Origin of the sequence: Parabacteroides goldsteinii (assembly GCF_020091425.1) — a bacterium.
GTDB classification, from domain to species: Bacteria; Bacteroidota; Bacteroidia; order Bacteroidales; family Tannerellaceae; genus Parabacteroides; species Parabacteroides goldsteinii.
Genome location: NZ_CP081906.1, coordinates 1,652,547 through 1,675,858 on the forward strand (window position 1 = coordinate 1,652,547; position 23,312 = coordinate 1,675,858).

Consider the following 23,312-nt stretch of genomic DNA (forward strand, 5'->3'; position numbering starts at 1 on the left):
GAACTTCGCTCTTGTTGTCTGAAAGTAGAAAGTTTTTGTGATGTGTGATATGGGCGGGATATTGTATTGTGTTTTCTGCTGCTCCTGAAAATTAAAGGGTGAACTCTTTATTTTAAGTTAAAATATTCGCTGTTAATACTCTTTGGTATAGTATTTTGTTTATTTTTGTGTTTCGAAGGATTTGTATAATCTTAGTCTCTTTGGAATATGAATATAGAAGTGTTATCCGGAATCGCCCCGAGGCTATATGAATTAGTTGCTCCACTAGTTATGAGTTGTAGCGTTTTGCGGCAGAATAATAATTATCCTTTCAAAACATCTAAACATTATTTATGGTTTGTCGCTATGGAAAGAGACACGGTGATAGGGTTTATACCCGTTGAAATCAAAAGCACTTGTGTTGTTATTAATAACTATTATGTGAAAGGAGAGGACAACGCGGTACTGGCATCCCTGATCGATGCTGTTTTGGAACATTTCAAGAATATTTCGGTTGTCCGGGCCGTTGCCCATACCCGGCATAAAGAGCTCTTTGCTTCAGCTCATTTTTTCGTAACTCAGGAATGGAAACTATATAATAAAATGGAATATAGATGTGATGATGAGAGAGAAACTCAATGTGTACGAAGCAGTACAAGTTCGGTTGGATAAGATATTTTCTGACTTCGATAACGTATACGTCTCTTTTTCCGGAGGTAAGGACAGTGGTGTTTTGCTGAATTTATGTATTGACTATATACGCGAACACCGCCTGAAACGGAAACTGGGAGTCTTTCACATGGACTATGAGGTACAGTACCGGGAAACCACTTCCTATGTAGATCGTGTATTGTCTTCCAATTCCGACATCCTGGAGGTCTACCGGGTGTGTGTCCCTTTTAAGGTTCCTACATGTACTTCGATGTTCCAGAATTACTGGCGTCCGTGGGATAGGGAGTTGCAGGATTTATGGGTGAATAAGATGCCCGAAAACTCGCTTTGTATAGAGGACTTCCCATTTTATGATGAGAATATGTGGGATTACCAGTTTCAGTTAAAGTTTGCGGAATGGTTGCATGAAAAAAAAGATGCCGGACGCACCTGTTGCCTGATAGGGATACGAACACAGGAAAGTTTCAACAGATGGCGGGCTATCCATATAAAGAACAAAGTGCAGACTTACCGCCGGCTGAAATGGGTTCACCAGCTGGCACCACGTATATATAATGCTTATCCTATATTCGATTGGAAAACAAAAGATATATGGATTGCCAATGGCAGGTTCGGTTGGGATTACAATCACTTGTACGATTTGTTTTACCAAGCAGGAGTCCCGTTGGAAATGCAGAGAGTGGCAAGCCCTTTTATCTCCCAGGCCATAGCCAGCTTGAAATTATACCGGGCAATAGACCCGGATATGTGGGGGAAGATGATCGGGCGTGTCAACGGAGTCGGTTTTGCCGGGTTGTATGGCGGCACTTCCGCACTGGGATGGCAGTCGGTCAAATTACCGCAGGGAATGACCTGGAAGTCTTATATGGAATTTCTATTGGGAACTTTGCCGGAGAAGACACGGGAAGGGTATTTGCAGAAACTCTCCGTCAGCATAAAATTCTGGCGTGAGAAAGGCGGTTGCCTGGCAGAAGGCACTATCGAAAAACTAAAGCAGGCAGGAATCCCGATACGGGTTGAAGGCCGTACAAATTACAAGACGATAAAGAAGCCGGTTCGGATGGAATATCTGGATGATATTGATATACCTGAATTCCGCGAACTTCCAACCTATAAGCGTGTCTGTATCTGTATATTGAAGAATGACTACTATTGTAAATATATGGGCTTCTCACTGAATATTCACGAGAGGAAACAAAAGGAAGACATATTAAAACTTTATAACTCTGAATTATATGGAGGAATATACTAGTCCTGTGTACAAGGTAAGGGCTGTCCCTGTGGAAAAGGTGGTAGCCAACAGCTATAACCCTAATGTCGTAGCGCCCCCGGAAATGAAATTGCTGGAAGTTTCTATCTGGGAAGACGGATTTACTTCCCCATGTGTATGCTACTATGTTCCGGAGGAAGACATCTATGAACTGGTCGACGGCTACCACCGCTATATGGTGATGAAGACATCAAAACGCATCTATGAGCGTGAACGCGGCTTGCTTCCCGTCACTGTCATCGAAAAAGATCTCTCCAACAGAATGGCTTCGACCATCCGTCATAACAGGGCACGTGGTACCCACAATATTGAATTAATGAGCCATATCGTCTCCGAGCTCTCCAAATGCGGCATGTCGGATGCCTGGATACAACGTAATATCGGTATGGACAGAGATGAAATATTGCGTTTGAAACAAATATCAGGTTTGGCGGAATTATTCTCTAATAAGGAGTTTAGCTTGTCGGAAGAGTAATAGTTGTATGGGTTTAAGGCTTTTAGGATGATGGAATGGCGTTTATAGTAGAGTTTTTGCATATTTGATAATTACTATGTATCTTTGCCGCATGTTAAACAAACTATTTAAATCGGATTTGGTGTAGTAAACAATCTGTATTCCTTGTACAGGTTGTCCTTTTGTTTATTCTCGGGTAATTCTATCCGGGCATAATTCCTATTGTATTAATTCAATTTTAATCAGTGTACAATGATGACGGCATTGTTATGCTTTCACGGGTATACTATATACATAAAGAAATGAGTAACGAAAATAAAACAATTCACGAATTCGATTTTAATTTAATCTGCGAATACTTTTTAAATACAGAACGCCAGGGGCCCGGAAGTCCTGAAGTGACTCTTAAAGCATTGGGCTTTATAGACAACCTTACCGATCAATCCCTTATCGCCGATTTGGGTTGTGGTACAGGCGGTCAGACAATGGTATTGGCCCAGCATGCACCGGGACATATTACCGGTCTTGACTTTTTTCCGGGATTCATCGACAGGTTCAACAGTAATGCCAGAGGGTTGAATCTTCAGGATAGAGTGAAGGGAATCGTCGGTTCGATGGACAACCTTCCTTTCGGAGAGGAAGAGTTAGACCTGATCTGGTCGGAAGGAGCCATTTATAATATAGGCTTTGAACGCGGACTGAACGAATGGCGCAAATATCTGAAAACTGGAGGATATATCGCCGTTTCGGAAAGCGCCTGGTTTACTGAAGAACGTCCGGCAGAGATTCATGATTTCTGGATGGAAGCTTATCCGCAAATAGATACGATACCCAATCAGGTTGCCCTGATACAAAAGGCCGGGTATCTTCCTGTCGCTTCTTTTATTTTACCTGAAACTTGCTGGACAGAGCATTATTTTGCACCGTTGGTTAAAGCCCGGGAAAAGTTTCTGGCCAAATATCCGGGAAATAAAACCGCCGAAGAACTTGTCGCGATGTCACATCACGAAGAGGTGTTATACCGCAAGTATAAAGGGTTTTACGGCTATGTATTTTATATCGCTAAAAAGATAACGCTATGATTCGTTTAAATATGTATGGTTGGAACGACCGATTGAACCAACTAAAACAAGAATCGGCATATAATACTTTGTCTCACGGGCGGATAGCCATCGTGCATCGTACCTGTTACGAGGTTGTATCCGATAGGGGACTGTACCAATGCGAGTTGACGGGAAATATGATGTATGGGAAATCTGACTTTGAACTGCCCTGTACAGGCGACTGGGTACTGTTTCAACCATTCGACGATAGCAAAGGCATTATCGTCGGTATGTTGCCCCGTGAATGGACTTTATACCGCAAGAGAAATGGAACGGTAACCGGAAAACAGGCAATTGCTTCGTATGTTGACAAGGCGTTTATCGTGCAGAGCCTCGATGATAATTTCAATATACGCAGGGTGGAACGTTTCATGGTTCAGATATTGGAAGAAAACATCCATCCCGTATTGATACTCAATAAGGCTGATTTGCCTTTTGATAAACAGGAGACAGAGGAAGCAATCAGGCATCTTACCCGTAGGATGCCGGTGTTCTTCACAAGTATCCATCACCCTGAAACGGTCTCCCGGTTACGGGATTCCATATCGGAAGGCGAAACGGTTGTCTTTGTCGGTTCTTCGGGGGTAGGGAAGAGTTCTCTTGTTAATGCACTTTGTGAAAGGTCGGTGCTGCTGACGTCAGATATAAGCCAGTCCACCGGAAAAGGACGGCATACTTCCACCCGGCGGGAAATGGTCTTGATGGACGGTTCAGGTGTTTTAATCGACACTCCGGGTATCCGTGAGTTTGGATTGACTGTAGATAATCCCGATTCACTAGCCGAAATGCTGGAAATCTCCAACTATGCAGAATTGTGCCGTTTCAAAGATTGCACACATACCAATGAACCCGGTTGTGCTGTTCTGAAAGCAGTCGCAGAAGGTTCGCTAGATACCAAAGTGTATGAAAGCTATCTGAAACTAAAGCGTGAAGCCTGGCATTTCTCCGCTTCCGAGCATGAGAAACGTAAAAAGGAAAAATCCTTTACAAAGCTCGTGGAAGAAGTGAAAAGGCGCAAGGCTGATTCCTGATTTTATATTTATGGTGCAGGTGTCTTCGGATTCCTGCACTGTATTATATTTGAATCGTCTATTTTGATAACAGTAGACACAATATTCATCACATTTCGTTTGGTCGCCATTAGTTCCAAGAAGTTCTTCCTGATTTATATCTAATGGCATTCCGCAACTTTGGCAATATCTCTTTTCTATTTCCAACTCCATAATTAACTATTCGAATTATGTAATGCAAATATAGAGAAGATATATCTGGAAAGGTTGTCCGGTGTTGCTATCTTATTTTGAATCTTTAAAACATACCAACATTAGAATAGGGTGAATTTTGTTCTGTTGGCAAAACAATAAGTATGTATTTTTGTTTTGTGTGTAAAACAAAATAGCAGTAGGATGAAATGGTGACACTAAACAACGTTCCTGCTACTACCAATCACCACAAATGGCAGTTAAGTTTATAATAATAAGAAAATATAATATATTTACTCTAAAACGGTGTGGTATAGATTTCCGATTGATTCGTCCTTTTGATATTTATCCCAGTCGGCCGAAACAGGGTGTACTGTTTTAAGCTAAACGAGGCAATCTTATAACCCCAATCAACCTTTCAATCTGGAAAACATTGATGCGGAAGATAGATTGAAAAAAGGCAACCAATAGAAGTTTCGAAGCATGAGTATCAACTCCATGTTTAACAGCATCCGCTACACTGTACAACAAAATTATCGTGTACTATTGGAGTAAGACAGTTATATGACCACTTAATGAAACAGCAGACGGGTTCTACGCCAGATCAATGAAAAAGGTTATGTGCTTCCTTTTGCATCCAATCCCCGCCGATTATTTAGGATAGGAGTGAATTTTAGTACAAAGACTCGCAATATAGAGGAGTGGAAAGTAGAGTAATGATTAATAATATAGTTGAAATCAATTTCTAGTAGATACTAGCATTACTTTTTGTCAATGAAAATACTTGGTGCTCTTTAACATTTCAGGAGAAGAATGTTGTTCTCGTTGAGTAGGAAGAGCAAGTACAAGTCGAAGCGATGATACTAATTCTTTACATGTAATGATACGATTAAATTGTAAAATGTATAAATTGAAAAAATGTCATTCATGAACTTTTAATTTTCAATTATTATATAGTATATTTGTCATACTAAATATTAATTGCTATACAGCCATGAAATCGAAATTTGAGAAACTTTTGAAAGGCATTTTTTTGACATCTATTGCATCTTTGGTTTCTTCCAATGATGCTAATGCTATATCTTATGATCTTTCTAAAATAAGTAATGATAATAATGATAATATTGAGCAAGGAAAGAAGAATGATCTTTCCCAAAAATATGTACTTAAAATTCATAATGATAATTCATATCTAATTGCAGGGCATAGAAGTCACCGTTCACATTCTTCACATAGATCTCATTCTTCACATAGATCAAGTAGTTATGGAAGTTATGGCGGTTCTTCTTCTTCAAGCTCTAGTTCTTCAACATATAAAACCAATACAACTACTTATTCAAAAACAACTTACTCACTGGGAGAAAGAACCCTTGTTAGTGGTGTTTCGGGTAAGGATGTAGCTGAGTTAGCGAATAAATTACTTAAAATAAGATACATTACAGAATCCGATATAGAAAAAAATTATTCAGGGGATGTCGTATATTCTACCAATTTGGAAAATGCAATCAAAAAGTTTCAGAATGATCATAATCAGGTTGTAGACGGTATTGTTGGTAAAAAAACAATTGAAACAATTAATAAGCGTATAGAACAAATAAATGATGAAACTGTAAATGTAAACTCTCGTAAATACAATTTAGGGGATCGCGTACTTAAAAAGCAGATGCAGGGATACGATGTGACACAACTCAAAAATATTCTAATAGACAAAGGGTATTTATCAGGAAATCTAATAAAAGGAAATTCTATTTTTGATGAAGAGACTGAAAAAGCTGTAATAAACTTTCAAAAAGCAATAGGAATAGATGCTGATGGCATTGTAGAAACTCAAACTGTTTATTTTTTGAAAAAATAATTATCGATTATGGTTAAAGCTGAAGTAAAATCTGAAAATAAGTTTTGTTTTACAATTGACACAAATATCTTTAGTGAATGTGTAATAACAAAAGCGTTGTATTGGTACGCAGACTCCTTTATTATTTACTGGGATAAAGTAAGTGACAGTATATACGAAATAACTCTTGAACCCAAATCCTCTGTAAAAACTTCTTACACGTTTGAACAGCTAACTAGTAAGTTTAATCAAGACTTAATAGATTACAAAAATAGAGATTTGATTATACATGAAACTAAAGACATTCGTAACATCTTATATGTAAAAGCTTTCGCTAACAATGATGATTTTGAGGATTTTAATATAGTATTAGAATGAAAAATCGCTATTGTTTATTGCCATTTCAATTTGAAAAAATTGGGGAACAAGAATTACTAGTCAATGAGTTGGGGGATTTTATATTTGCTCCAATAGGTACTGTTGAAAGAATAATCAATCGTCAACTCAATAAACAAGAAGATATATACAAAGACTTAATTGTTAACTTTTTTATATCAGAACACCCCATACCTGAATTAATAGATAATATGGCGACAAGGCTGAGGACTAAAAAAGCCTTTCTCGATTCATTCACATCATTACATATTTTTGTTTTGACCTTGAGATGTAATCAAAATTGTATTTATTGTCAAGCATCTAGTAAAGAGAGTAGTGAGACTAAATATGATATGAATGAAGAGTGTCTATTTAAAGCCATAGACTTAATGTTTCAAAGTCCATCACACTCTATCACAATGGAATTTCAAGGAGGTGAACCTTCTTTACCTTTTTTTCTACTACAAAAGGCTGTAGAAAGAGCAGTAGAATTAAATGAAAAGTACAAAAAGCAGATAACATATGTTCTATGTACAAACTCTGTAAATTTAACGGAAGAAATATTATGCCTGTGCAAAGAGTATAATATTCTTATTTCAACATCTTTGGATGGTCCAGCCTTTATACACAATCACAACAGAGGAAAAACTGATAGCTATAAGCGTGTAATAGAAGGCATAAGTAAAGCTAGAAATTATTTAGGAACAGATAGAGTCTCTGCATTAATGACCACATCGGAGTTGTCATTAAATTATCCTAAAGAAATTATCGATAATTATTTATCAAATGGATTTAATAGTATATTTCTTCGTCCTCTAAATCCTTATGGCTTAGCTCTAAATAATACAAGTTGGGATTTGTATTTTGATAATTTTGTAACCTTTTATAAATTGGCATTAAACTATATTATTGATATTAATATCCGAGGAGACTTTTTTGTAGAAGAGTTTACGGCTATATTATTGCGTAAGATGCTTACTCCCTTTACAACTGGATTTGTTGATTTGCAATCTCCTGCTGGTATAATAAATAGTGTTGTTGTTTATAATTATGATGGTTATGTCTATGCATCTGACGAATCAAGGATGTTAGCAGAGTATCATGATTATACATTCAGGCTAGGATATGTTACAGATAAGTATGAAAATCTATTTTATGGAAAAAAAGCTCAACAAATAGCCTTAATTGGGGGGACTGAGTTTATTGCAGGATGTGCTGATTGTGCTTTTCAGTCTTATTGTGGTGCTGACCCTGTACGAAATTATTCTACTCAAAATGATATGTATGGTTTTCGTCCTACTTCCTCATTTTGTAAAAAGCATAAAGCTATTATCTCCTATCTGTTTTATTTGATTCAGAATGATTATGATAGGGTTATGCCGATATTTAAACAATGGATTAATAAAAATGAAAATGGATTTTGATATAAATTCCAACGACAACTCATTATTTGTTACTTCTCAATGTAACAACAGGTGTTTAATGTGCGCACAGCCGCCATTGGATAGGGATGATATAGATTTCTTTTTTGAAAGGAATATAAGACTTATAGATAATGCTCCTAATGGTCTAACAGATATTGGAATCACTGGTGGGGAACCTACTTTACTAAAAGAAAAATTAGTACATCTAATTAAATACATAGAACTTCGTCATCCAGATAGTTTGATACATATACTGACTAATGGAAGAGCATTTTCGGATATTCAATATACTAGAATGTTTGTTGGATTTTCTAATCTTTTGTTTGGTATTCCATTGCATTCTGATTTTTCGATAGAACATGATGCGATAACTCAAGTAAAAGGTTCATATATAGAAACAATGAAGGGGTTATACAACCTTGCAAATATTGGAGTAGATATAGAACTACGAGTTGTTATCAATAAAATGAATTATCGAAGACTCCCACAATTGTCTGAATTTATTTGGAGAAATTTACCATTCGTTGCATCTATATCATTTATGGGATTGGAAGATACAGGATATTCTATTAAAAATCATAATAAAATTTGGATTGATCCGATTGATTATTTGGTGGAGATTGAAAAAGCAGTCATAAATTTAGCAGAGTGGAACCTGGATGTTTCTATTTTTAACATACCACTCTGCTTACTAAAGCCATCATTATACAAATTTGCAAAGAAATCTATTTCTGATTGGAAAGTAACTTATATAGATACATGCTCAACTTGTTCAAAGAAAAATGAGTGCTGCGGCCTTTTTTCAACATCAAAGATGCAAAGCCCTAATATCAAACCTATACTAATTTAGTATAGAAAATTTTTTATCTATTGTTTGAAGAATCAGAACCAGAATTTATATCCTTTTGACATTCTGTTAATTCATATACTCTTTCTTTGCTATATATAAAGGTAAAGGACAGTTCAAAAACATTTATCCCCTTATTCCGAAGTTCAGCAATGACGGATTGAGGGGCTTTCCTTTTTAGCGGTGACATTCTGATAGTTAAAAATGCAATCATTATGATGATTTCAGGCTAAATGATAGGTATAAAACAAAACCAACTACAATCTGTCACATAAAAACGGCCTATCCAGAAAGAGCTTCCAGCTTTGTAAAAGGTATATTAGCCTACTTTTAGAGTATACCCCCGAAGAAAATTCCCTTATATTTTGCAATGTTAAAAATTTCATTGTAATGATTAGTCCGGTTCATAGTGATAAGTACCTAGAGTCATTGTGATGACTTCCCCAAGGCATTATGATGATCGGGAAAAATCATTGCAATGAATTTGTGTAAAGGTGGAAATGAGGGTAGGAAATGATGGTGAAAGATGTGATTTTCTTTCTAAAACATGCTTTTTTAGAGATGCTGCCGTTAGTGAAAACCGTGAAAACCGAACAATCTGCAAGCCCTGAATGTTTATCTTTATCTTTTTGATTAATAACGATAAAGAAGGGAAAAGTTATGAGAAATAAAGATTTTTGCATACTGATGCTTGAGCAGGAAAAGCAGAAGCGCAGTAATGGGGATGAAAGTACGGCCGACCTGTACCGTGCCAGCCGTAATCATTTTGCTGCATTCATTCGTGAGGGAGGAAAGGGTGGATTGTTGGGAGATGTGACGCAGGATGTTGTACAGGAATTTGTTTTGTACTTGAAAGGAAAGAAACTGCGTGTAAATTCGGTGAATAGTTATATTAGTAATCTACGGGCGATGTACAACCGTGCTTGCCGGGGTTGGAAAGGGCGGCCTGAGGCACGGCCGTTCGAGGGGATGCAGTTGCAACGGGAGGAGACTGTTAAACGGGCAGTCCCGGTGGAAGTGATCAAGCAGATGGCTGCACTTGATCTGGAAGAGGAACCGGAGAAAAAGCTGGCGGTGGATATGGCCCTGTTTTCTTTTTTGGCTTGCGGTATGCCTTTTGCGGATATCGTTCGTCTAGGAGGGGAGAACCTGGTTGAAGAAGGAAAAGTGTTGTCGTATCGCCGACAAAAAACAGGTGCACTGATCGAGATGGAAGTTTCGGAGCCTATGCAGTTACTGATTAATCGTTACAGGCGGGCGGATTCCAAATATCTTTTTCCAGTGTTACAGGAGGGGGCTACGCATGAACAGTATAAACAATGTCTGGCACAGGAAAATCAATATCTGGCAGATGTGCAGGTCTTATTGGGTTTATCTGCAAAGTTGACGACCTATGTTTTTCGCCATAGCTGGGCATCTGCGGCTTATCATCTGGGGATACCGATCGCTATTATTAGCCAAGCCCTGGGGCATTCTTCCGAGAAAATGACTCGCATTTACTTGTCTGCATTTGATGCAGGTAAGGTAGGAGAAGCAAATAAAAGGGTTTCTGAAGGTGTGAAGGAACTGATGGCTGCATAAATTATCCTTATTTATATAATAAGGTAATTCCCTCTCTTTTTGTTTCATATCCAGGCCTTTACAACTTATGGATTTCACAAAAGAGTTTGAATGCTCTGCAAACATAGGAAGAATCTTATGGAAAAACAAAGCTTTTGGGTAAAATCCTAAAAAAACATATAGAATTTGTATTAATTAACCTAGTTTCCTGCTTGTGACCTTTAAATCATAATTTTCAAAGAATAAGACATAAGGCGGGTGAAGACTGCTATCTTATTAATATCCGTTTGAAAAAAACTGTTATCATTTTTACATGTTTTTACTCCACAAAATATTGAAATAAGACATCAATCTAAAATATCCCAGGGGCAAAACTCATTAAATCCCCCTTAAAACCGAGGTGCTTTTTATCTTTTCCCCTTATTATATAAATAAGGGGGCACCTTAGAAGTAAATCGGAAAATCAAAGACTGGTATTGATATAATATTATGTATAGGATAAAAGGATCACAAAGAAAAGCGTTTTGCCTGTTGTTATTTTTCAGCCTGGTTTGGCGGGAAGTGACTGCGCAGACAACGACCTATCATAAGGCGGAATCTTTTTTATTCTCTTTCAAAGAGAACAGCGACCTGTTCCTGGCTGATTATGGCGATAACGCTTACCAATTAGAGCGTATGGGGCAACTTCTGGATGCCTCCCGCAACCGTCTGCTGAAAGGAGATAACCACCTCTTGATCGTTTCACATGTGGATGCTTATGGCTATGAAGAGGATGCGGTGGTGAACGAAGCCTCGCTGCGTGCCAGTCGTATTCGTGCCTATCTGAAAACCCGTTTCGATATCCCTCATGACTGTGTCGCTTTTTACATCGACCGTAGCGGCAGCTATCGCGATCAGATACATATATATAATGTATACCGTCCGCTTCCGTGGTTTGCCAATATCTCGATCCATTTACAGTGAGAGCCGTTATCCGATAGCCGTAAAGGCAGCTATCGGTGAGTACGGTGCAATCCCTTATGTTGATTTGTACCGTCGTGGAGAAGCTGGTGGTTACGACCGCGAAGTCTATCGTATCGACGATCCTCTTTTCGACCGTACGGAACTGGAAGATTACCGGCTGGCATCGGTGACGGATACGATTCGTCGTAACGAGAGAGTAGAGCTCCCGGCTGTCAATCTGGCAACGACCGTTACAACAAAGGAAGTGGTACGGGTGGTCACAAAGCATAAAGAGAGAACGGATGAAACTGCAACCCCTGAGGGGATAACTCCTGTTGCTCCCGCTGTCAAAAAGAATGCAACACCGATCGAACACAATCCTGTATATCTGGCCGTAAAAACAAACCTTCTTCCCTGGTTTGGCGTAGTTCCTTCAATCCGTCTGGGAACGGGTGAGACGAAAATAGAAACAGGTGCATTCATGCCTAATCTGGAAGTGGAGTGCAGCTTTGCCGGTCGCTGGTCACTGGCTTTGTCGGGCATGTATTCCGACTTTGCCTATAAAGCTAAGACGCGCGATAGCTGGTCTGTCTCTGAAATATCCCTTGAATCAAGAGTCTGGCTGTCCCCTTCGGGAAGGTTTACCGGCCTGCATACCGGGGTGTTTGCCGAGTATGGTGACTTCGATGTACGTGGCAGCGCGATCGATAGCTCTGAGGATATACTTTACGGTCGGACAGGCTGTTTCTGGTCGGCAGGCCTGTCGATGGGGTATCGTTTCTCCCTGACCGGAGGTTTGGGGATGGGGCTGAGTGTACGTGCCGGTTACCGTTCGGTTTTCGGCGGGAAGAAATACCGCTATGACGTACCGGATGACCGGAATTATTTGGAAACCCGTTTTGCCTCGACGGGATTTATGTTGGGATTGCGGATAGATTTATCGTACCGTTTTCAAATCAGATAAGAAGATGGAGAGGAATAAAAGAAATAAGAAATATAGTATAATGCAACTGGTGGGTTGGATGATATATGCTGTATGGACTGTGGCGGTTTTGTCCTGTGCGTACCGTATGACGGACGAGGATTGGGAGAAGAACGGAAAAGTACGTTTACTGCTTCGCCGCCCTGACAGTGGTTGCCCGGAGAATATGACGTGGTATTTCTATCCGGAAGGTTCGGATAGTCCGATTATCCGTACGGGGGACGTTTCGGGATATGAAGGTACATTGCCTTCGGGTTGTTATCGGGTGGCTGTCTGTAACAGGGGGTGTACGGGTGTCACGCTTGAAATGGAGAAGGGATATGAGGAAGCTTGCGGAAGAGCGCAGCGGCTTTCTTCCCTGAAATCTTCATCGGTGCAGATAGCCTGTCCGGGTAATTTGTACGGGACAGGTTTAGACCTGATCGAGGTGGACGGAAGAGAAGTTGTGGCAAAGGAATTGTCTGCGGTAAACCTTGTCCGTACATTAGAAATGAATATAAAAGTCACAGGAGGGGAAAAGGGAGATGTCGTTCCGGCGGTTTTGTCCGGAAGGTTGACCGGTGTTTCATCACGGGTTCATATACCTTCCGGCAAGCCGCTGTTCGATACGCGGGCCTTTATGACGTTCGAGCCGGAAGAGACCGGACCTGGCATTTATACATCTACCTTGAACCTGTTTGGATTGTCTTCGGGTGAGGAAAGCGGTGAAATGGTCGACCTGATCCTAACGATGACACTGGCAGACGGAAAGGAAATCACTTCATCCACGGATATCACCGAGGAGGTGAAAGAGGCATTCACCGTCGGAGTTACGACACATGTGATACTGGACTTTGTAGTCCGTTATGATGAAATGTCCGGTTTGACGATCACGCTGAAGGAATGGAAACCGGGTAGCGGCGGTTCGGGTGTGGTGACTCCCTGAAACGAAATGAAAACGATAGTAATAGTAACGATAAAACACTGGTAAAATATGGAAACAGGAAAATTATTGATCATGAGTCTGTTGGGAGCGACTATCCTGGAAGGTGGTTGTAGCAACATGGAAGAGCCGGTGACGGATGGAGCGGCTGAAGCAATAGAGGTGAATGCCGGAATAGCGGAGGCTACCCGTGCGGTGATCGGCGGTGGTTATACGAATGATCTGGAAGTATCGTTTGCCCGTTTGGATAATCCCGGTACAGTTGGCGCTGCGTGGACCTCTATCGACGCAGTCCGTACAGGTGGTACGGGTAATACGGCGCTGACTTTTGAGCCGGAACAAACCTATCTGGCGGAAGAGGGAGAGTCTGTCCTGATCGGTTATTATCCCCGCAAGGAACTGAGCGGAACCACCAACCCCGCCAGCGTCACTTATACTATAACGGGCGACGAGGACATCATGGTGACAGGTGTGCAGACCGGTTCGCTGGTCGATAAGTTCGAGACTTTTACTTTCAGCCACCTGCTAACCCAGTTGCAGTTCAAGTGTGTTGGTTCAGCCGGTGCGATCGGTAAATGGACGGCGGTCGCTTCCATTAAAGTAAAAAATGTAGCCACGGGATTGAAGCTATCGCTGGATAAAACAAATGGAGCTAAACTAACGGCCACGGGTACGACTGACCAGACACTGACAGTTAAGAACTGTCCTTCTATGATCTCTGCTTTAGATGCCGAAACTCCGCCAACCGGTTATCTGCTACTTTACCCGACAGCCAATATGGGAACGGAGAGTCTGCCTGTCTCTTTGGAAGTGAAAGGAATATATGACGGGAGTGCGAAAACCCTGAACGTCACAGTCTCGAATATCGGTGAAGGGGTGAAAGCTGGCTATTCGCATCTGATCACGCTCACCTTTACGGAGGACGGTAAAATAGCGGTAGAATCCGGCATTGCTGAGTGGCAGCCGGGTAATAATGGCAGTACAATAGTAACCCCCCGAGAATAATCGTAGAGTCATGAACAACTTCATAGTAGCAGCATTCATATCCATCGCCATCCTTTGGGGCCTTGCCGCCTGTTCGGACAGCGATCCTACACCGCCTCCGGTCCCGGAAACGGTAGTTTGCCTGGAAGGTTCGATCGGAGCGTCGACGCGTGGGGTAATCGGCTCGGGCTATGAACAGGATCTGAAAGTGAACTTTGCCCGTCAGGATGAGTCGGCGGTTTCAACGGGTACATACGGTGGGTTGTGCATAAGGCTGTGCGTCAGGGTGGAAGGGGGAACCGCCCAATCGTATTTGCTGAGTCGCAGTCGTACCCGGCGGATGGCCGTCATATCCGCCTGCACGGTTATTATCCGGCGAAGGGGGAGCCGACAACCGATGCAGGAGGGGGCAAAGTAACCTTCCGCATAGACGGAACGACGGATATCATGGCAACGGGAATCCTCGTGGGAAACGGCTATGTTCCGGTGACGACCTGTACGTTCCGTCATTTGCTGACTCAGGTCCGCTTGGTCTGTTACAGTGACCGAGCCGATGCATGGGGAACGATACAAACGATCGAGGTGGCAGATGTACATACCCGTCAGGAACTGGATTTGTCAGCGGAAACGCCCCGTCTGGCGGATATATCTGTGGCGGAAGATATAAAGAATCTCCCGGTGCAGGATATTGCCGGTCTGCTAATCCCGCAGGTCGCGTCCGACGGATCGCCTCCCGAGGCACAAGGCTATCTCCTTCTTCCGGCATCCCCGGTGAATGGAACGGCAGATCATCCGCTCCATCTTCGGATCACGACAACGAAAGACGGCAACGGCAATCCGAAAGAAACCCTCTCGAACGCCTTTGTCTGGATAGAGGGTGGTTTTGAAATCGGCAAAAGCCATATCGTCTCGCTCTTTTTTACCGGAGCCGCCAACATACAAACCACGCATGTCAGTGTGGAAGCGTGGATGGAGGATGAACAAGGGGAGATGCCGATATGATAAAATACGAATAAATAAACAGGAAATAAAACTTTTAAAACAAGTGAAAATGAAAACGATCACGACAAAGTGGGCCATGCTGATAGCCCTGATGACAGCGGTAAGCTGTACGGAAACAGAGACAGGAATAGAGCCGGAACCGGGTAGCGGTGACGGCCAGGTGGCACTAGGTATCAGCCCGAACCTGAAGGTGGAAGCCGGAACGAGGGCGTCAACGAAATCGGTGGTAAGCGGCAGTGCGATTACCTATACGGATTATAACACGGCTCCCGGTCTGGGAGTAGTGGTGACCAACTCGGATGCAACTGACTGGTATTCTCCCGATGCATCGAGTTCGGGCTATACCGGCCCTCATGTATGGTATATGGGAGATGCAAAAGGTGAGAACTGGATTTCGATTACCGAGAAAGGTCTTAGCTATGACCCCAAGAATGAAAAGCCTTATTATCTGAAAGAAACGATAGGTAAGGTATATGCTTATTATCCGTATGATGTAAATGCACTGAGTAGCCTGCTAAGTATAAACAGTGAATCCGATCTTAAAATCCCGATCACAGTTATTGCCAGCGGAGAGATGGATGCTTCGGCAAATAATGCGAATAAAATCTGGAATGCCACTTCATGGTCAGCTAACAAAAACAAGGGGGTAAGCCTGTCTTTGACAACCGAAAAAGACTACCTGTATTTTGATGGGACGGAGGGTGGCCGGAATGTAAACAACGGCCGTGCCAAAGGGCAGATACCTTTCGATCCGGAGAGTGGCCCGAATAATACCGATGCGAATAACCCCGGCTACCTGATCAACCTGGCCATGAAGCATGCCATGGCGATGGTATCTTTCCGTGTGTACGATGGTGGTAACTTGAGTGATAATGATGTGAATTTTACGAAGTTTGAAATCAAGAACCATCAAAACAGCTCCAATCTTTTTAAAACCGGAACCGGCAAGATGGCGTTGGCAGATGGCGCAATAAGCGATAATTCAACCACCGGAGCACTTAGCCGTACAATTACGAATTACGTCCTGATGAAGCAGATCAAGGAGGGAGAGCAAAGCGACAAAGCATTTATCGAAGATAAAACTACGACCGGACAAGCCGTATCTAAAAAAGTCAGTGCAATCGTCTATCCGATAGCTGGTTTTGGCGATAATGAAATCGATGTAGTGATAACTCTCCAGGAGGGTGGTAATACGCCTGTCGAATATACGGTTACTCTGCCGGCTCATGAATGGACGGCGGGTTCCAACTGCATCTATACGTTCTCTGCCGGCCGTAATAAGTTGACAGTGATGGATGTAACTGTGGAAGACTGGGTGGAAGACGAACAACCGGATATTTCATTGTAATACATTAATAATAAAAAAGACAAATCCCATGAAACCATTCTTATACCGATTAGTGACTGTGTTTTTGTTACTGTGTGCTGCGTGTACAGAGGCAGAGATCGTTTTGCCGGGGTCTGGTGGCGACGAGCCGGAAGAGGGTGTTCCTTTTCGAGTGAAGAATCTGGGCATGTGGATGGAGGTAGAGTCGAGAAGTGTCGTGACGGGCGGCCCCGGGGAAACGAATAGGAACCCGAACCCGCTGACCGGGATAGGCATTTGCGTGACGAAACAGAATAGTAGTGGTACGGAGATTTTATACAACAATGCTGTCGGTAGCCAGCAGTTCGTATACAATCCGGCAGGGAGTCCTCCTCTCTGGGAACTGGCAGAAGGAGAGGAAACGCTTCTTTTGTATTCGGAGAAAGGGACAGTTTATGGCTATGCTCCGGCAGAAAAGAGTGTTTCGCTCGCAGGCATTCCGAAAGCTCTTTTAATGAATGGTATAAAGGTGTTGGACGAGCAGAAGTTCTACTTTTCTGACGGTAGCGCAACGGTAAATGCAGCAACGGATGTGCAATGGGAAACCGACCAGGAGGATTACCTCTATTGCACGGCTGCGGATCAGGTAGACCGCTGGCATCCGGAGGTTTCTTTGACGATGAATCATGCATTGGCAAAAGTGAGTTTCCGTGTACTGGAAGTTAATGCAGGTTCTTCTTTTGCCGGTTGCCGGGTGGCTAAAATCGTATTGAAAAGTAACGGAGGATTCAAAAAGTCTGTTGCTGCCCAATTGAATCTGGCAACGGGTGAAACAACGGGAGCAATAACGCCTGTCGATCAGTTGCAATTTACGGCCGGAGGTGATAAGCGTGTGGTAGGAACCGGAACAGAAGAAACGTCGGAAGTTCCGGTACAGGCTTTTGGTCTGGTTATTCCTGTCAGCGATGTAGGTATCTCCCTGGAGCTGACACTCGATGACGGTCGTACGTTTTATATGGTTCCGGGAGCCGACAGTGACGTTCCCGGAACATTTACCGCCAGTTGGGAAAAAGGATACAACTACATCTATAATATCCGTATGTCGCCGCAAGGGATCGAGATAGCAGATGTGAAAGTGGCCGGTTGGAACGATGGCGGTTCAGTGGATGTTCCTGTCGAATAATAAATGAGAAAATGAAACGGATGTTGACACGATTATTTTTGCCGGAACTCTTGTTGGCCGGACTGCTTACAGGATGTGCCTGCGGTATGGTAGAAGATATTATACCGGAGGAAGCCCGGTTGGTAGAGGTCGGATTCGTTAAACCCGACCTGGGGATACCCACTGTGCTGACGCGTGCAGAAGACACAGAAGTGCCGGCTCCGACTCCGTTGCCGGAAGGTTCAACTATACGGATTGTTGCTTATTACAGGAGTAGCATAGGGGTAGAGGCTTCTCCCGTTCCGTTTTCTACGACGACTCCCACCGTTGAAGCTACCTATAAGGTCATGGCTGACGGTTCGTTGGCACTTTGTTCGGTAGACGATACGGGAAAACCGGTCGATGGCAAAGCCGAAGGCATGGTTGTCAGGGGAGGAGTGTATGATTTTTATGCTGTTTCTCCGGCAAGGAAACTGGCAAAAAGTGTTGATGGAACGTATAAGATAACAGATATTCCTCATAAAGAGGATGTAATGACATCTTTTGTCCGTGGCGTAACTATATCAGCAAGTTCGCGTCTGGTAACTTTGGCGACTTTCAGTCGTAAATGTGCATTAGTGGTATTTAATGTAGCTCCGTCCAAAGAGAATGTGATCCCTTTCACCCGACTGTATGCAACCGGGTTGACCATAAGTAAAATATCCTCGTCCGGTGCAGCTCTTATAGTAGGTGAAGATACCGGTATTCCATGCACCGGTGGCGAAGCCGGAGATAAAACAGAAGTGGTATTTGCTTCGGAAGAATTTGAACCGGTGGAGTCTGATACCGATAATCTGGGTTTGAACAAGACAAAAGGAATACTTCTTCCTAAAAATACGGAACCTTTTGATGTGGAGATCGAAGTACAAAGGGATGATAAAACGGCGACGTTGAAAGCAACAATCGATAAAAATATATCTTTCGATGAAGGCAAACGGTATGTTTTCACCCTGGAGGTGAAGAACAACGAAAGCTCCCTGCTCATGACAGTACTGGATTGGAAGGAGACAATCTTCTTTACAGATGCGAATGTAGGAGCTCCGGACGAACCCTATCCCGACCCGGATATCAATGAAGGAATAGGAACTTCGTTTGTTGTAGCAAGCTGGAAAGAAATTGTATGGACTGATGGGGAAGTTGGCGGTAGTCAATAATTGTGGATATAAAATGACAATAGAATAAAACAGGATATAATGAAACAAATGAGTGAAATAAGGAACAAACATTGGATTCGCCTGTTTGGCTGTTTGGTTTTACTTTGGATAGTCGGTTGTACACAGGCAGACGTGGATGATGATATTCTTTTGCCTACGCTGAAAGAAGTGGATGCCGGTTTTAATCTGAATGTCCTGGCAAACCATATACCGGTAACTCGCAGCATACTGTTTACTGCCGATGGCACTATGGAATCGGATTCGATCGGTACTCGTGCAGTTACTCCGCTGGAAGAGGCACAGGAAAGTAAGATTGCCAGTGTCTGGGTGGGACAATATGTTGGCGGTAAGCTTTTGTATGCTAAATATATTTCTTCATTAACAGGCAATACACTTAATATTAAATTGAAACATGATAGAGAAGGTTCAAAATCTCATGTGTGGTTCATTGCTAATATGGGTGACCAGGGAGAGATAGCAACCGAAACAGCCTTGAAAAAGTTGCTGTTGACATATGTTTCGACCGAAACCGGATTACCTCAAAGTAATCTGTGTGGAATGACAGGGATGTGGAGCGGAGTAGTACAAGAAGGGGGAGTAAAGGATATCAGGGTGAATTTATCCCGTATGGTGGCTAAGATATCGTTTACTTATTCGATCGCCGGAGAGGGGTTTACTTTTACTCCTAATACTGTGACATTGAACTCGGTTCCGCAGAAAATGCAGGTTGATGTACCTGAAAACCAGTTGGTAGGTATGACATATACAGATTATACCGGAATAGCGGATAGAGACGGTGCTACCATGTATTGGTATCTACCGGAGAATATGGCGGGTATTGTCAGTGATGGGAACGCAATCGACTCAGAAAAGAAGAAGATCGGTATGGGGGTGACAAATGCTACTTATATCGAATTGACGGGTACGGCTGTGCAGGGGGGAGTGACATATAACAATGTTGTATTCCGTTTTTATCCGGGTGATGGAATGAATAATTACAATATCGAGCGTAACTACCATTATGTAATGAAGGTGACGTTGGTCGGTATAGATATTTCCGATGAACGTATTACGGTAAATGAGATACCGCCAATAGAGGTCGATCCGGGAAAGATGCCGGCGGAGAAGGGGGGGATAAAAGAGGTACAGATCACCGCCCGTCCGGGGCAGGCGTGGTCTTTCGATTTGGAAGAATGGTTGTCGGCAATGATAGGAGGTGTGGTTGCCGGAACTGGGGTAACAGTAAGCCATCACGGGCCTGCTATGGTTACTTTCCAGTCGGTGTCTGCGAATCCGAAAGCCGAAGACAGGAGTGTGACTTTTTCTGTAAATGTGAACGGAGAGAATCAGGAGATAACCATTACGCAGGAAGGATCCGCCTTGTCTAAAGGGAGTGATGTTATCTCTTTAGGCGCGGCAGAGGGTTCGGAAGGGGCTTCTTCCTTTACTACTACAAAAGGTTTACCATGGCTGGCTGCCTTAAGCGGGGAGAATTGGTGGAGTTGGGCAGACGATAATCCTGCTTTTTCAGGAGATGAAGCCACGGGGGCTGAGCAGGCTTTGAAAATAAAAGCGACAGCCAGTAACCCCTTGGCTTCGGAACAGAGTGGAAAGATAACAGTGAGTGCCGGTGCATCGATAGCTGATTTAGATTATACAGGCTTGAAAGAGGAAATAGTGGTACAGCAAGCAGGTTCCAAGGTAGAAGGTTCGAGCATGGAAGTAAATCCGGAAGCAGCTAATAATCAAACATCGTCGTTTGTCGCTACATCCGGCTTGGACTGGGTGGCAAAGGTAACGGAAGGTGACTGGATTACATTGGTTGGTGCGACCTCAGGTTCTCAAACAACGGGAAAAGCACAGAATGTGACTTTTAATATCGCTGTCAATCCCTCTTCTTCTGCGCGAAGCGGCGAGATAGTTGTTCGTGCCGGGGATGAAATCGGCGGACCAACCGGAACAATAAAGGTGAATCAGAAAGCCTCTGCACTGACAGTATCTGCCAGTCCCACAACGTTGGCTGCAACAAAGGACGCTGCCGGAACACTCTCTTTTAAAGGAACTTCGGGATTATCTTTTTCTGTTACCAAGCCTGATTGGCTGACTCTGACCGGTACTATTCCGGAAACAACGAATGGAAACGAACAGAATCTGGGGTATAAAACAAGCGAGGTGAATCTCAATAGCAAAGAAATTTCGGGCGATATAACAGTGAAAGCAGGAAATATAGAAAATAAAGTGGCAGTTAAACAATCGGGCTCCACATTTTCGGTGTCTGAAACCGAACTGTCTTTAGAAAAGGATGTGACTTCAGGTAGTGTAAAGGTAAAGGGAACCTACGGTCTACCTTGGAGAGTCAGTCCGGCTGGCGAAACAAATGGTATCACTCCCTCGATCGACTCTTCTATCGCAGACGGTTCGGAGCAAGTATTAACATTTAATGCAACTGAAAATTGGGGGAGTGCCCGCTCTGCAACATTTACTATTGCTGTAACCGGTGGTGATCATTCAAAAACAGTAAAGGTTAATCAAGCAGGAGATTTAACAAAGATTACTGTTACAATTAATCAGCAAGTATTGAGAAGTTATTATACTCAGATGACTAAAGATGGGGGCAATTGGAAACTATATCCTCCTTTTGATGCAGGTGGAACAGATATGGCTGAATCTCATGGCGTAACAGTTAATTTATCAGAGTCGCCTACAATGAACGGTTCTTATTCTATACAAGTACAAAAAAGCCAGAACTCTAGTGTTTTAGCACAAATAAATACGAAGAGTTATTGTTCCAAATTGGATGAAGATGGTACAGGTTGGCGCTTACCTACTCAAATAGAGTTACATGCCATGTATATGAATAAAGAATATATAGAGGGTATTAAAGGTTCTGGTACATTCTTCAGCAGTTACTATTGGAGTAGCTCAATGTATGGTGGAAATGGTAAATTTTGTTTATTGCGCTTAAGCGATGGCACATTCAATTATTTAACCACGAATAATCCCTATTATATTCGTTGTGTCCGGGATAACTATTGATGAAAGAATATAGTTAAACATGTAAAGAAAACATATTATGAACAAAGCAGATTTAGTAAACGAATTAGCAGAAAAAATGGGTATTTCGCAGAATCAATCCCGTAAGTTTATCAATACTTTTCAAGCAATACTGACAGAGAGGGTAAAAGAGGATGAAATAATACTTCAGGGTTTCGGTACTTTCAAAGCCTGGGAACAGGCTGAACGTACAGGCCGCAACCCTCGTACCGGTATTTCCTGTAAGATACCGGCCCGTAGGAGTGTGAAGTTTAAACCTGGTAAGTTTTTGCTTAGAGATTTGAACCTATCCAAATAGAGGGCAAAAGGGAGGTACAAGTGTTGATTATATAAAAATAGACTTTGTGTCTCCCTGCTTTTATTTTGGATTTCCCTCAATTATTTATTAACGCCTATCAGATATATCATGAAGAAACAGAACAAATTAGAGGCATTATTCCCAAATGGAAAAGTGCCGGAAGTGAACGAATTTAACCGTAGCCTTGACAAAATGTCGAAGGAAGGCCGTAACCGTTTACGTGAAAAGATTTATAAAATTGCATTTACCGTATGGTCAACCTTGCCTAAAAAGCACCAGAAGTTTATTGAACAAGTTATCGTCCATGATCGGCAGTCATACGTTGATTTCATCATTGAAAAAACAGTGATGACCTGTCTCCGTTGTCCCCTCCGGTTTCCCGTCTTGTTTATCCGGATGCTCCATTTAACGGAAGTAGTAGAGCGTACCGCGCAAACTTCAATAAATCATTTATCAATGTCTGTTCTTATCTGTTTCCTAATTTGCGGCAAGATCGGTACGCTTGCCGGGAATATTAGTAAAGGAGGGTTTACTTGCGAAGAGGTACTGGTGTTGGCGGGGAAGGTGAGGGTGGGGGAATTTTCTGCTTTTTTTAGTAAAACTGTATAATTATAGGGGAATTTAATTTGTACAAAAAGATATAAGGGAGACTGGTTTACTAATTAGTTGAAGAATAGGGAAACGATGAAATCTATTTCACTGAATACGCTCAAACTTTCATAGACTGTTTGACAATGTGAGGCTAAG

23 protein-coding genes and 1 pseudogene are annotated in these 23,312 nt (G+C 42.4%); 23 read left to right on the forward strand and 1 reads right to left on the reverse strand.

The annotated features are described in order from the left end of the window. Window positions 1-345 precede the first annotated feature (345 nt). From K6V26_RS07730 to rsgA, 5 genes are all read left to right on the forward strand, one after another. A complete protein-coding gene (locus K6V26_RS07730; protein ID WP_224264999.1) occupies window positions 346-651 on the forward strand; it encodes a hypothetical protein in 306 nt (101 codons plus the stop codon). Continuing rightward, window positions 599-1,903, forward strand: a complete 1,305-nt coding sequence (locus K6V26_RS07735) for a DUF3440 domain-containing protein (protein ID WP_224265000.1) — start codon at window positions 599-601, stop codon at window positions 1,901-1,903. The genes K6V26_RS07730 and K6V26_RS07735 overlap by 53 nt, the downstream gene beginning before the upstream one ends. Beyond that, the gene (locus K6V26_RS07740; RefSeq protein WP_046146935.1) at window positions 1,887-2,396 is read left to right on the forward strand and encodes an IbrB-like domain-containing protein; all 510 of its coding nucleotides are present in this window, start codon (window positions 1,887-1,889) and stop codon (window positions 2,394-2,396) included. The genes K6V26_RS07735 and K6V26_RS07740 overlap by 17 nt, the downstream gene beginning before the upstream one ends. A 281-nt stretch (window positions 2,397-2,677) precedes the next feature. Continuing rightward, window positions 2,678-3,457 (forward strand): class I SAM-dependent methyltransferase, encoded by a 780-nt coding sequence (locus K6V26_RS07745; RefSeq protein ID WP_224265001.1) that lies wholly within the window; start codon window positions 2,678-2,680, stop codon window positions 3,455-3,457. After that, the gene (gene rsgA, locus K6V26_RS07750; protein WP_224265002.1) at window positions 3,454-4,509 is read left to right on the forward strand and encodes a ribosome small subunit-dependent GTPase A; all 1,056 of its coding nucleotides are present in this window, start codon (window positions 3,454-3,456) and stop codon (window positions 4,507-4,509) included. The genes K6V26_RS07745 and rsgA overlap by 4 nt, the downstream gene beginning before the upstream one ends. Here rsgA and K6V26_RS07755 read toward each other — a convergent pair. Beyond that, window positions 4,399-4,701, reverse strand: a complete 303-nt coding sequence (locus K6V26_RS07755; protein ID WP_224265003.1) for a zinc ribbon domain-containing protein — start codon at window positions 4,699-4,701, stop codon at window positions 4,399-4,401. The two genes, rsgA and K6V26_RS07755, sit on opposite strands and share 111 nt — an antisense overlap. 561 nt (window positions 4,702-5,262) lie before the next feature. Here K6V26_RS07755 and K6V26_RS07760 point away from each other — a divergent pair. From K6V26_RS07760 to K6V26_RS07845, 18 genes and pseudogenes are all read left to right on the forward strand, one after another. Further along, window positions 5,263-5,397, forward strand: a pseudogene (locus K6V26_RS07760) (PD-(D/E)XK nuclease domain-containing protein); the annotation flags it as partial. A gap of 277 nt (window positions 5,398-5,674) precedes the next feature. Then, window positions 5,675-6,535, forward strand: coding sequence for a peptidoglycan-binding domain-containing protein (locus K6V26_RS07765; protein ID WP_224265004.1), 861 nt, complete (start codon window positions 5,675-5,677; stop codon window positions 6,533-6,535). Between the two features lie 9 nt (window positions 6,536-6,544). Continuing rightward, complete coding sequence (gene hxsD / locus K6V26_RS07770; RefSeq protein WP_128134989.1) at window positions 6,545-6,892, forward strand: His-Xaa-Ser system protein HxsD; 348 nt, start codon at window positions 6,545-6,547, stop codon at window positions 6,890-6,892. Beyond that, the gene (gene hxsB, locus K6V26_RS07775) at window positions 6,889-8,313 is read left to right on the forward strand and encodes a His-Xaa-Ser system radical SAM maturase HxsB (protein WP_224265005.1); all 1,425 of its coding nucleotides are present in this window, start codon (window positions 6,889-6,891) and stop codon (window positions 8,311-8,313) included. The genes hxsD and hxsB overlap by 4 nt, the downstream gene beginning before the upstream one ends. Beyond that, entirely contained in the window at window positions 8,303-9,163 is an 861-nt protein-coding gene (gene hxsC, locus K6V26_RS07780; RefSeq protein ID WP_224265006.1) for a His-Xaa-Ser system radical SAM maturase HxsC, read from the forward strand. The genes hxsB and hxsC overlap by 11 nt, the downstream gene beginning before the upstream one ends. A 657-nt stretch (window positions 9,164-9,820) precedes the next feature. Further along, window positions 9,821-10,741: a tyrosine-type recombinase/integrase gene (locus K6V26_RS07785; protein ID WP_224265007.1), complete on the forward strand. Its 921-nt coding sequence runs from the start codon at window positions 9,821-9,823 to the stop codon at window positions 10,739-10,741. A gap of 468 nt (window positions 10,742-11,209) precedes the next feature. Beyond that, window positions 11,210-11,683, forward strand: a complete 474-nt coding sequence (locus tag K6V26_RS07790; RefSeq protein ID WP_224265008.1) for a hypothetical protein — start codon at window positions 11,210-11,212, stop codon at window positions 11,681-11,683. Then, window positions 11,631-12,626 carry a DUF3575 domain-containing protein gene (locus K6V26_RS07795; RefSeq protein WP_224265009.1) on the forward strand — a complete coding sequence of 332 codons (996 nt, stop codon included), beginning with the start codon at window positions 11,631-11,633 and terminating at the stop codon, window positions 12,624-12,626. Before K6V26_RS07790 ends, K6V26_RS07795 begins: the two co-directional genes overlap by 53 nt. Before the next feature lie 4 nt (window positions 12,627-12,630). Further along, window positions 12,631-13,569: a DUF5119 domain-containing protein gene (locus K6V26_RS07800; protein ID WP_224265010.1), complete on the forward strand. Its 939-nt coding sequence runs from the start codon at window positions 12,631-12,633 to the stop codon at window positions 13,567-13,569. Between the two features lie 48 nt (window positions 13,570-13,617). After that, the gene (locus K6V26_RS07805; RefSeq protein ID WP_224265011.1) at window positions 13,618-14,571 is read left to right on the forward strand and encodes a fimbrillin family protein; all 954 of its coding nucleotides are present in this window, start codon (window positions 13,618-13,620) and stop codon (window positions 14,569-14,571) included. 10 nt (window positions 14,572-14,581) lie between these two features. Next, entirely contained in the window at window positions 14,582-14,968 is a 387-nt protein-coding gene (locus K6V26_RS07810; RefSeq protein ID WP_224265012.1) for a hypothetical protein, read from the forward strand. Further along, entirely contained in the window at window positions 14,908-15,552 is a 645-nt protein-coding gene (locus K6V26_RS07815) for a fimbrillin family protein (RefSeq protein ID WP_262905180.1), read from the forward strand. The genes K6V26_RS07810 and K6V26_RS07815 overlap by 61 nt, the downstream gene beginning before the upstream one ends. 49 nt (window positions 15,553-15,601) lie before the next feature. Beyond that, the gene (locus K6V26_RS07820) at window positions 15,602-16,900 is read left to right on the forward strand and encodes a fimbrillin family protein (protein WP_224265013.1); all 1,299 of its coding nucleotides are present in this window, start codon (window positions 15,602-15,604) and stop codon (window positions 16,898-16,900) included. A 28-nt stretch (window positions 16,901-16,928) separates the two neighbouring features. Further along, window positions 16,929-18,041 carry a fimbrillin family protein gene (locus K6V26_RS07825; protein ID WP_224265014.1) on the forward strand — a complete coding sequence of 371 codons (1,113 nt, stop codon included), beginning with the start codon at window positions 16,929-16,931 and terminating at the stop codon, window positions 18,039-18,041. Window positions 18,042-18,052: 11 nt separating this feature from the next. Then, complete coding sequence (locus K6V26_RS07830; protein ID WP_224265015.1) at window positions 18,053-19,213, forward strand: BF2992 family fimbrillin-A clan protein; 1,161 nt, start codon at window positions 18,053-18,055, stop codon at window positions 19,211-19,213. A 39-nt stretch (window positions 19,214-19,252) separates the two neighbouring features. Further along, window positions 19,253-22,249 (forward strand): BACON domain-containing protein, encoded by a 2,997-nt coding sequence (locus tag K6V26_RS07835; RefSeq protein ID WP_224265016.1) that lies wholly within the window; start codon window positions 19,253-19,255, stop codon window positions 22,247-22,249. 37 nt (window positions 22,250-22,286) lie between these two features. Beyond that, on the forward strand, window positions 22,287-22,565 hold the full coding sequence (locus K6V26_RS07840) for an HU family DNA-binding protein (protein WP_128134995.1): 279 nt from the start codon (window positions 22,287-22,289) through the stop codon (window positions 22,563-22,565). Window positions 22,566-22,673: 108 nt separating this feature from the next. After that, entirely contained in the window at window positions 22,674-23,174 is a 501-nt protein-coding gene (locus K6V26_RS07845; protein WP_224265017.1) for a hypothetical protein, read from the forward strand. The last annotated feature ends 138 nt before the right edge of the window (window positions 23,175-23,312 follow it).

Excerpts from the sequence above, each read along its gene's own strand:
- K6V26_RS07730 (WP_224264999.1), top strand. The coding sequence starts at position 346 with ATGGAAAGAGACACGGTGATAGGGTTTATACCCGTTGAAATCAAAAGC.
- K6V26_RS07735 (WP_224265000.1), top strand. The coding sequence starts at position 599 with ATGATGAGAGAGAAACTCAATGTGTACGAAGCAGTACAAGTTCGGTTG.
- K6V26_RS07740 (WP_046146935.1), top strand. The coding sequence starts at position 1,887 with ATGGAGGAATATACTAGTCCTGTGTACAAGGTAAGGGCTGTCCCTGTG.
- K6V26_RS07745 (WP_224265001.1), top strand. The coding sequence starts at position 2,678 with ATGAGTAACGAAAATAAAACAATTCACGAATTCGATTTTAATTTAATC.
- rsgA (WP_224265002.1), top strand. The coding sequence starts at position 3,454 with ATGATTCGTTTAAATATGTATGGTTGGAACGACCGATTGAACCAACTA.
- K6V26_RS07755 (WP_224265003.1), bottom strand. The coding sequence starts at position 4,701 with ATGGAGTTGGAAATAGAAAAGAGATATTGCCAAAGTTGCGGAATGCCA.
- K6V26_RS07765 (WP_224265004.1), top strand. The coding sequence starts at position 5,675 with ATGAAATCGAAATTTGAGAAACTTTTGAAAGGCATTTTTTTGACATCT.
- hxsD (WP_128134989.1), top strand. The coding sequence starts at position 6,545 with ATGGTTAAAGCTGAAGTAAAATCTGAAAATAAGTTTTGTTTTACAATT.
- hxsB (WP_224265005.1), top strand. The coding sequence starts at position 6,889 with ATGAAAAATCGCTATTGTTTATTGCCATTTCAATTTGAAAAAATTGGG.
- hxsC (WP_224265006.1), top strand. The coding sequence starts at position 8,303 with ATGGATTTTGATATAAATTCCAACGACAACTCATTATTTGTTACTTCT.
- K6V26_RS07785 (WP_224265007.1), top strand. The coding sequence starts at position 9,821 with ATGAGAAATAAAGATTTTTGCATACTGATGCTTGAGCAGGAAAAGCAG.
- K6V26_RS07790 (WP_224265008.1), top strand. The coding sequence starts at position 11,210 with ATGTATAGGATAAAAGGATCACAAAGAAAAGCGTTTTGCCTGTTGTTA.
- K6V26_RS07795 (WP_224265009.1), top strand. The coding sequence starts at position 11,631 with ATGTATACCGTCCGCTTCCGTGGTTTGCCAATATCTCGATCCATTTAC.
- K6V26_RS07800 (WP_224265010.1), top strand. The coding sequence starts at position 12,631 with ATGGAGAGGAATAAAAGAAATAAGAAATATAGTATAATGCAACTGGTG.
- K6V26_RS07805 (WP_224265011.1), top strand. The coding sequence starts at position 13,618 with ATGGAAACAGGAAAATTATTGATCATGAGTCTGTTGGGAGCGACTATC.
- K6V26_RS07810 (WP_224265012.1), top strand. The coding sequence starts at position 14,582 with ATGAACAACTTCATAGTAGCAGCATTCATATCCATCGCCATCCTTTGG.
- K6V26_RS07820 (WP_224265013.1), top strand. The coding sequence starts at position 15,602 with ATGAAAACGATCACGACAAAGTGGGCCATGCTGATAGCCCTGATGACA.
- K6V26_RS07825 (WP_224265014.1), top strand. The coding sequence starts at position 16,929 with ATGAAACCATTCTTATACCGATTAGTGACTGTGTTTTTGTTACTGTGT.
- K6V26_RS07830 (WP_224265015.1), top strand. The coding sequence starts at position 18,053 with ATGAAACGGATGTTGACACGATTATTTTTGCCGGAACTCTTGTTGGCC.
- K6V26_RS07835 (WP_224265016.1), top strand. The coding sequence starts at position 19,253 with ATGAAACAAATGAGTGAAATAAGGAACAAACATTGGATTCGCCTGTTT.
- K6V26_RS07840 (WP_128134995.1), top strand. The coding sequence starts at position 22,287 with ATGAACAAAGCAGATTTAGTAAACGAATTAGCAGAAAAAATGGGTATT.
- K6V26_RS07845 (WP_224265017.1), top strand. The coding sequence starts at position 22,674 with ATGAAGAAACAGAACAAATTAGAGGCATTATTCCCAAATGGAAAAGTG.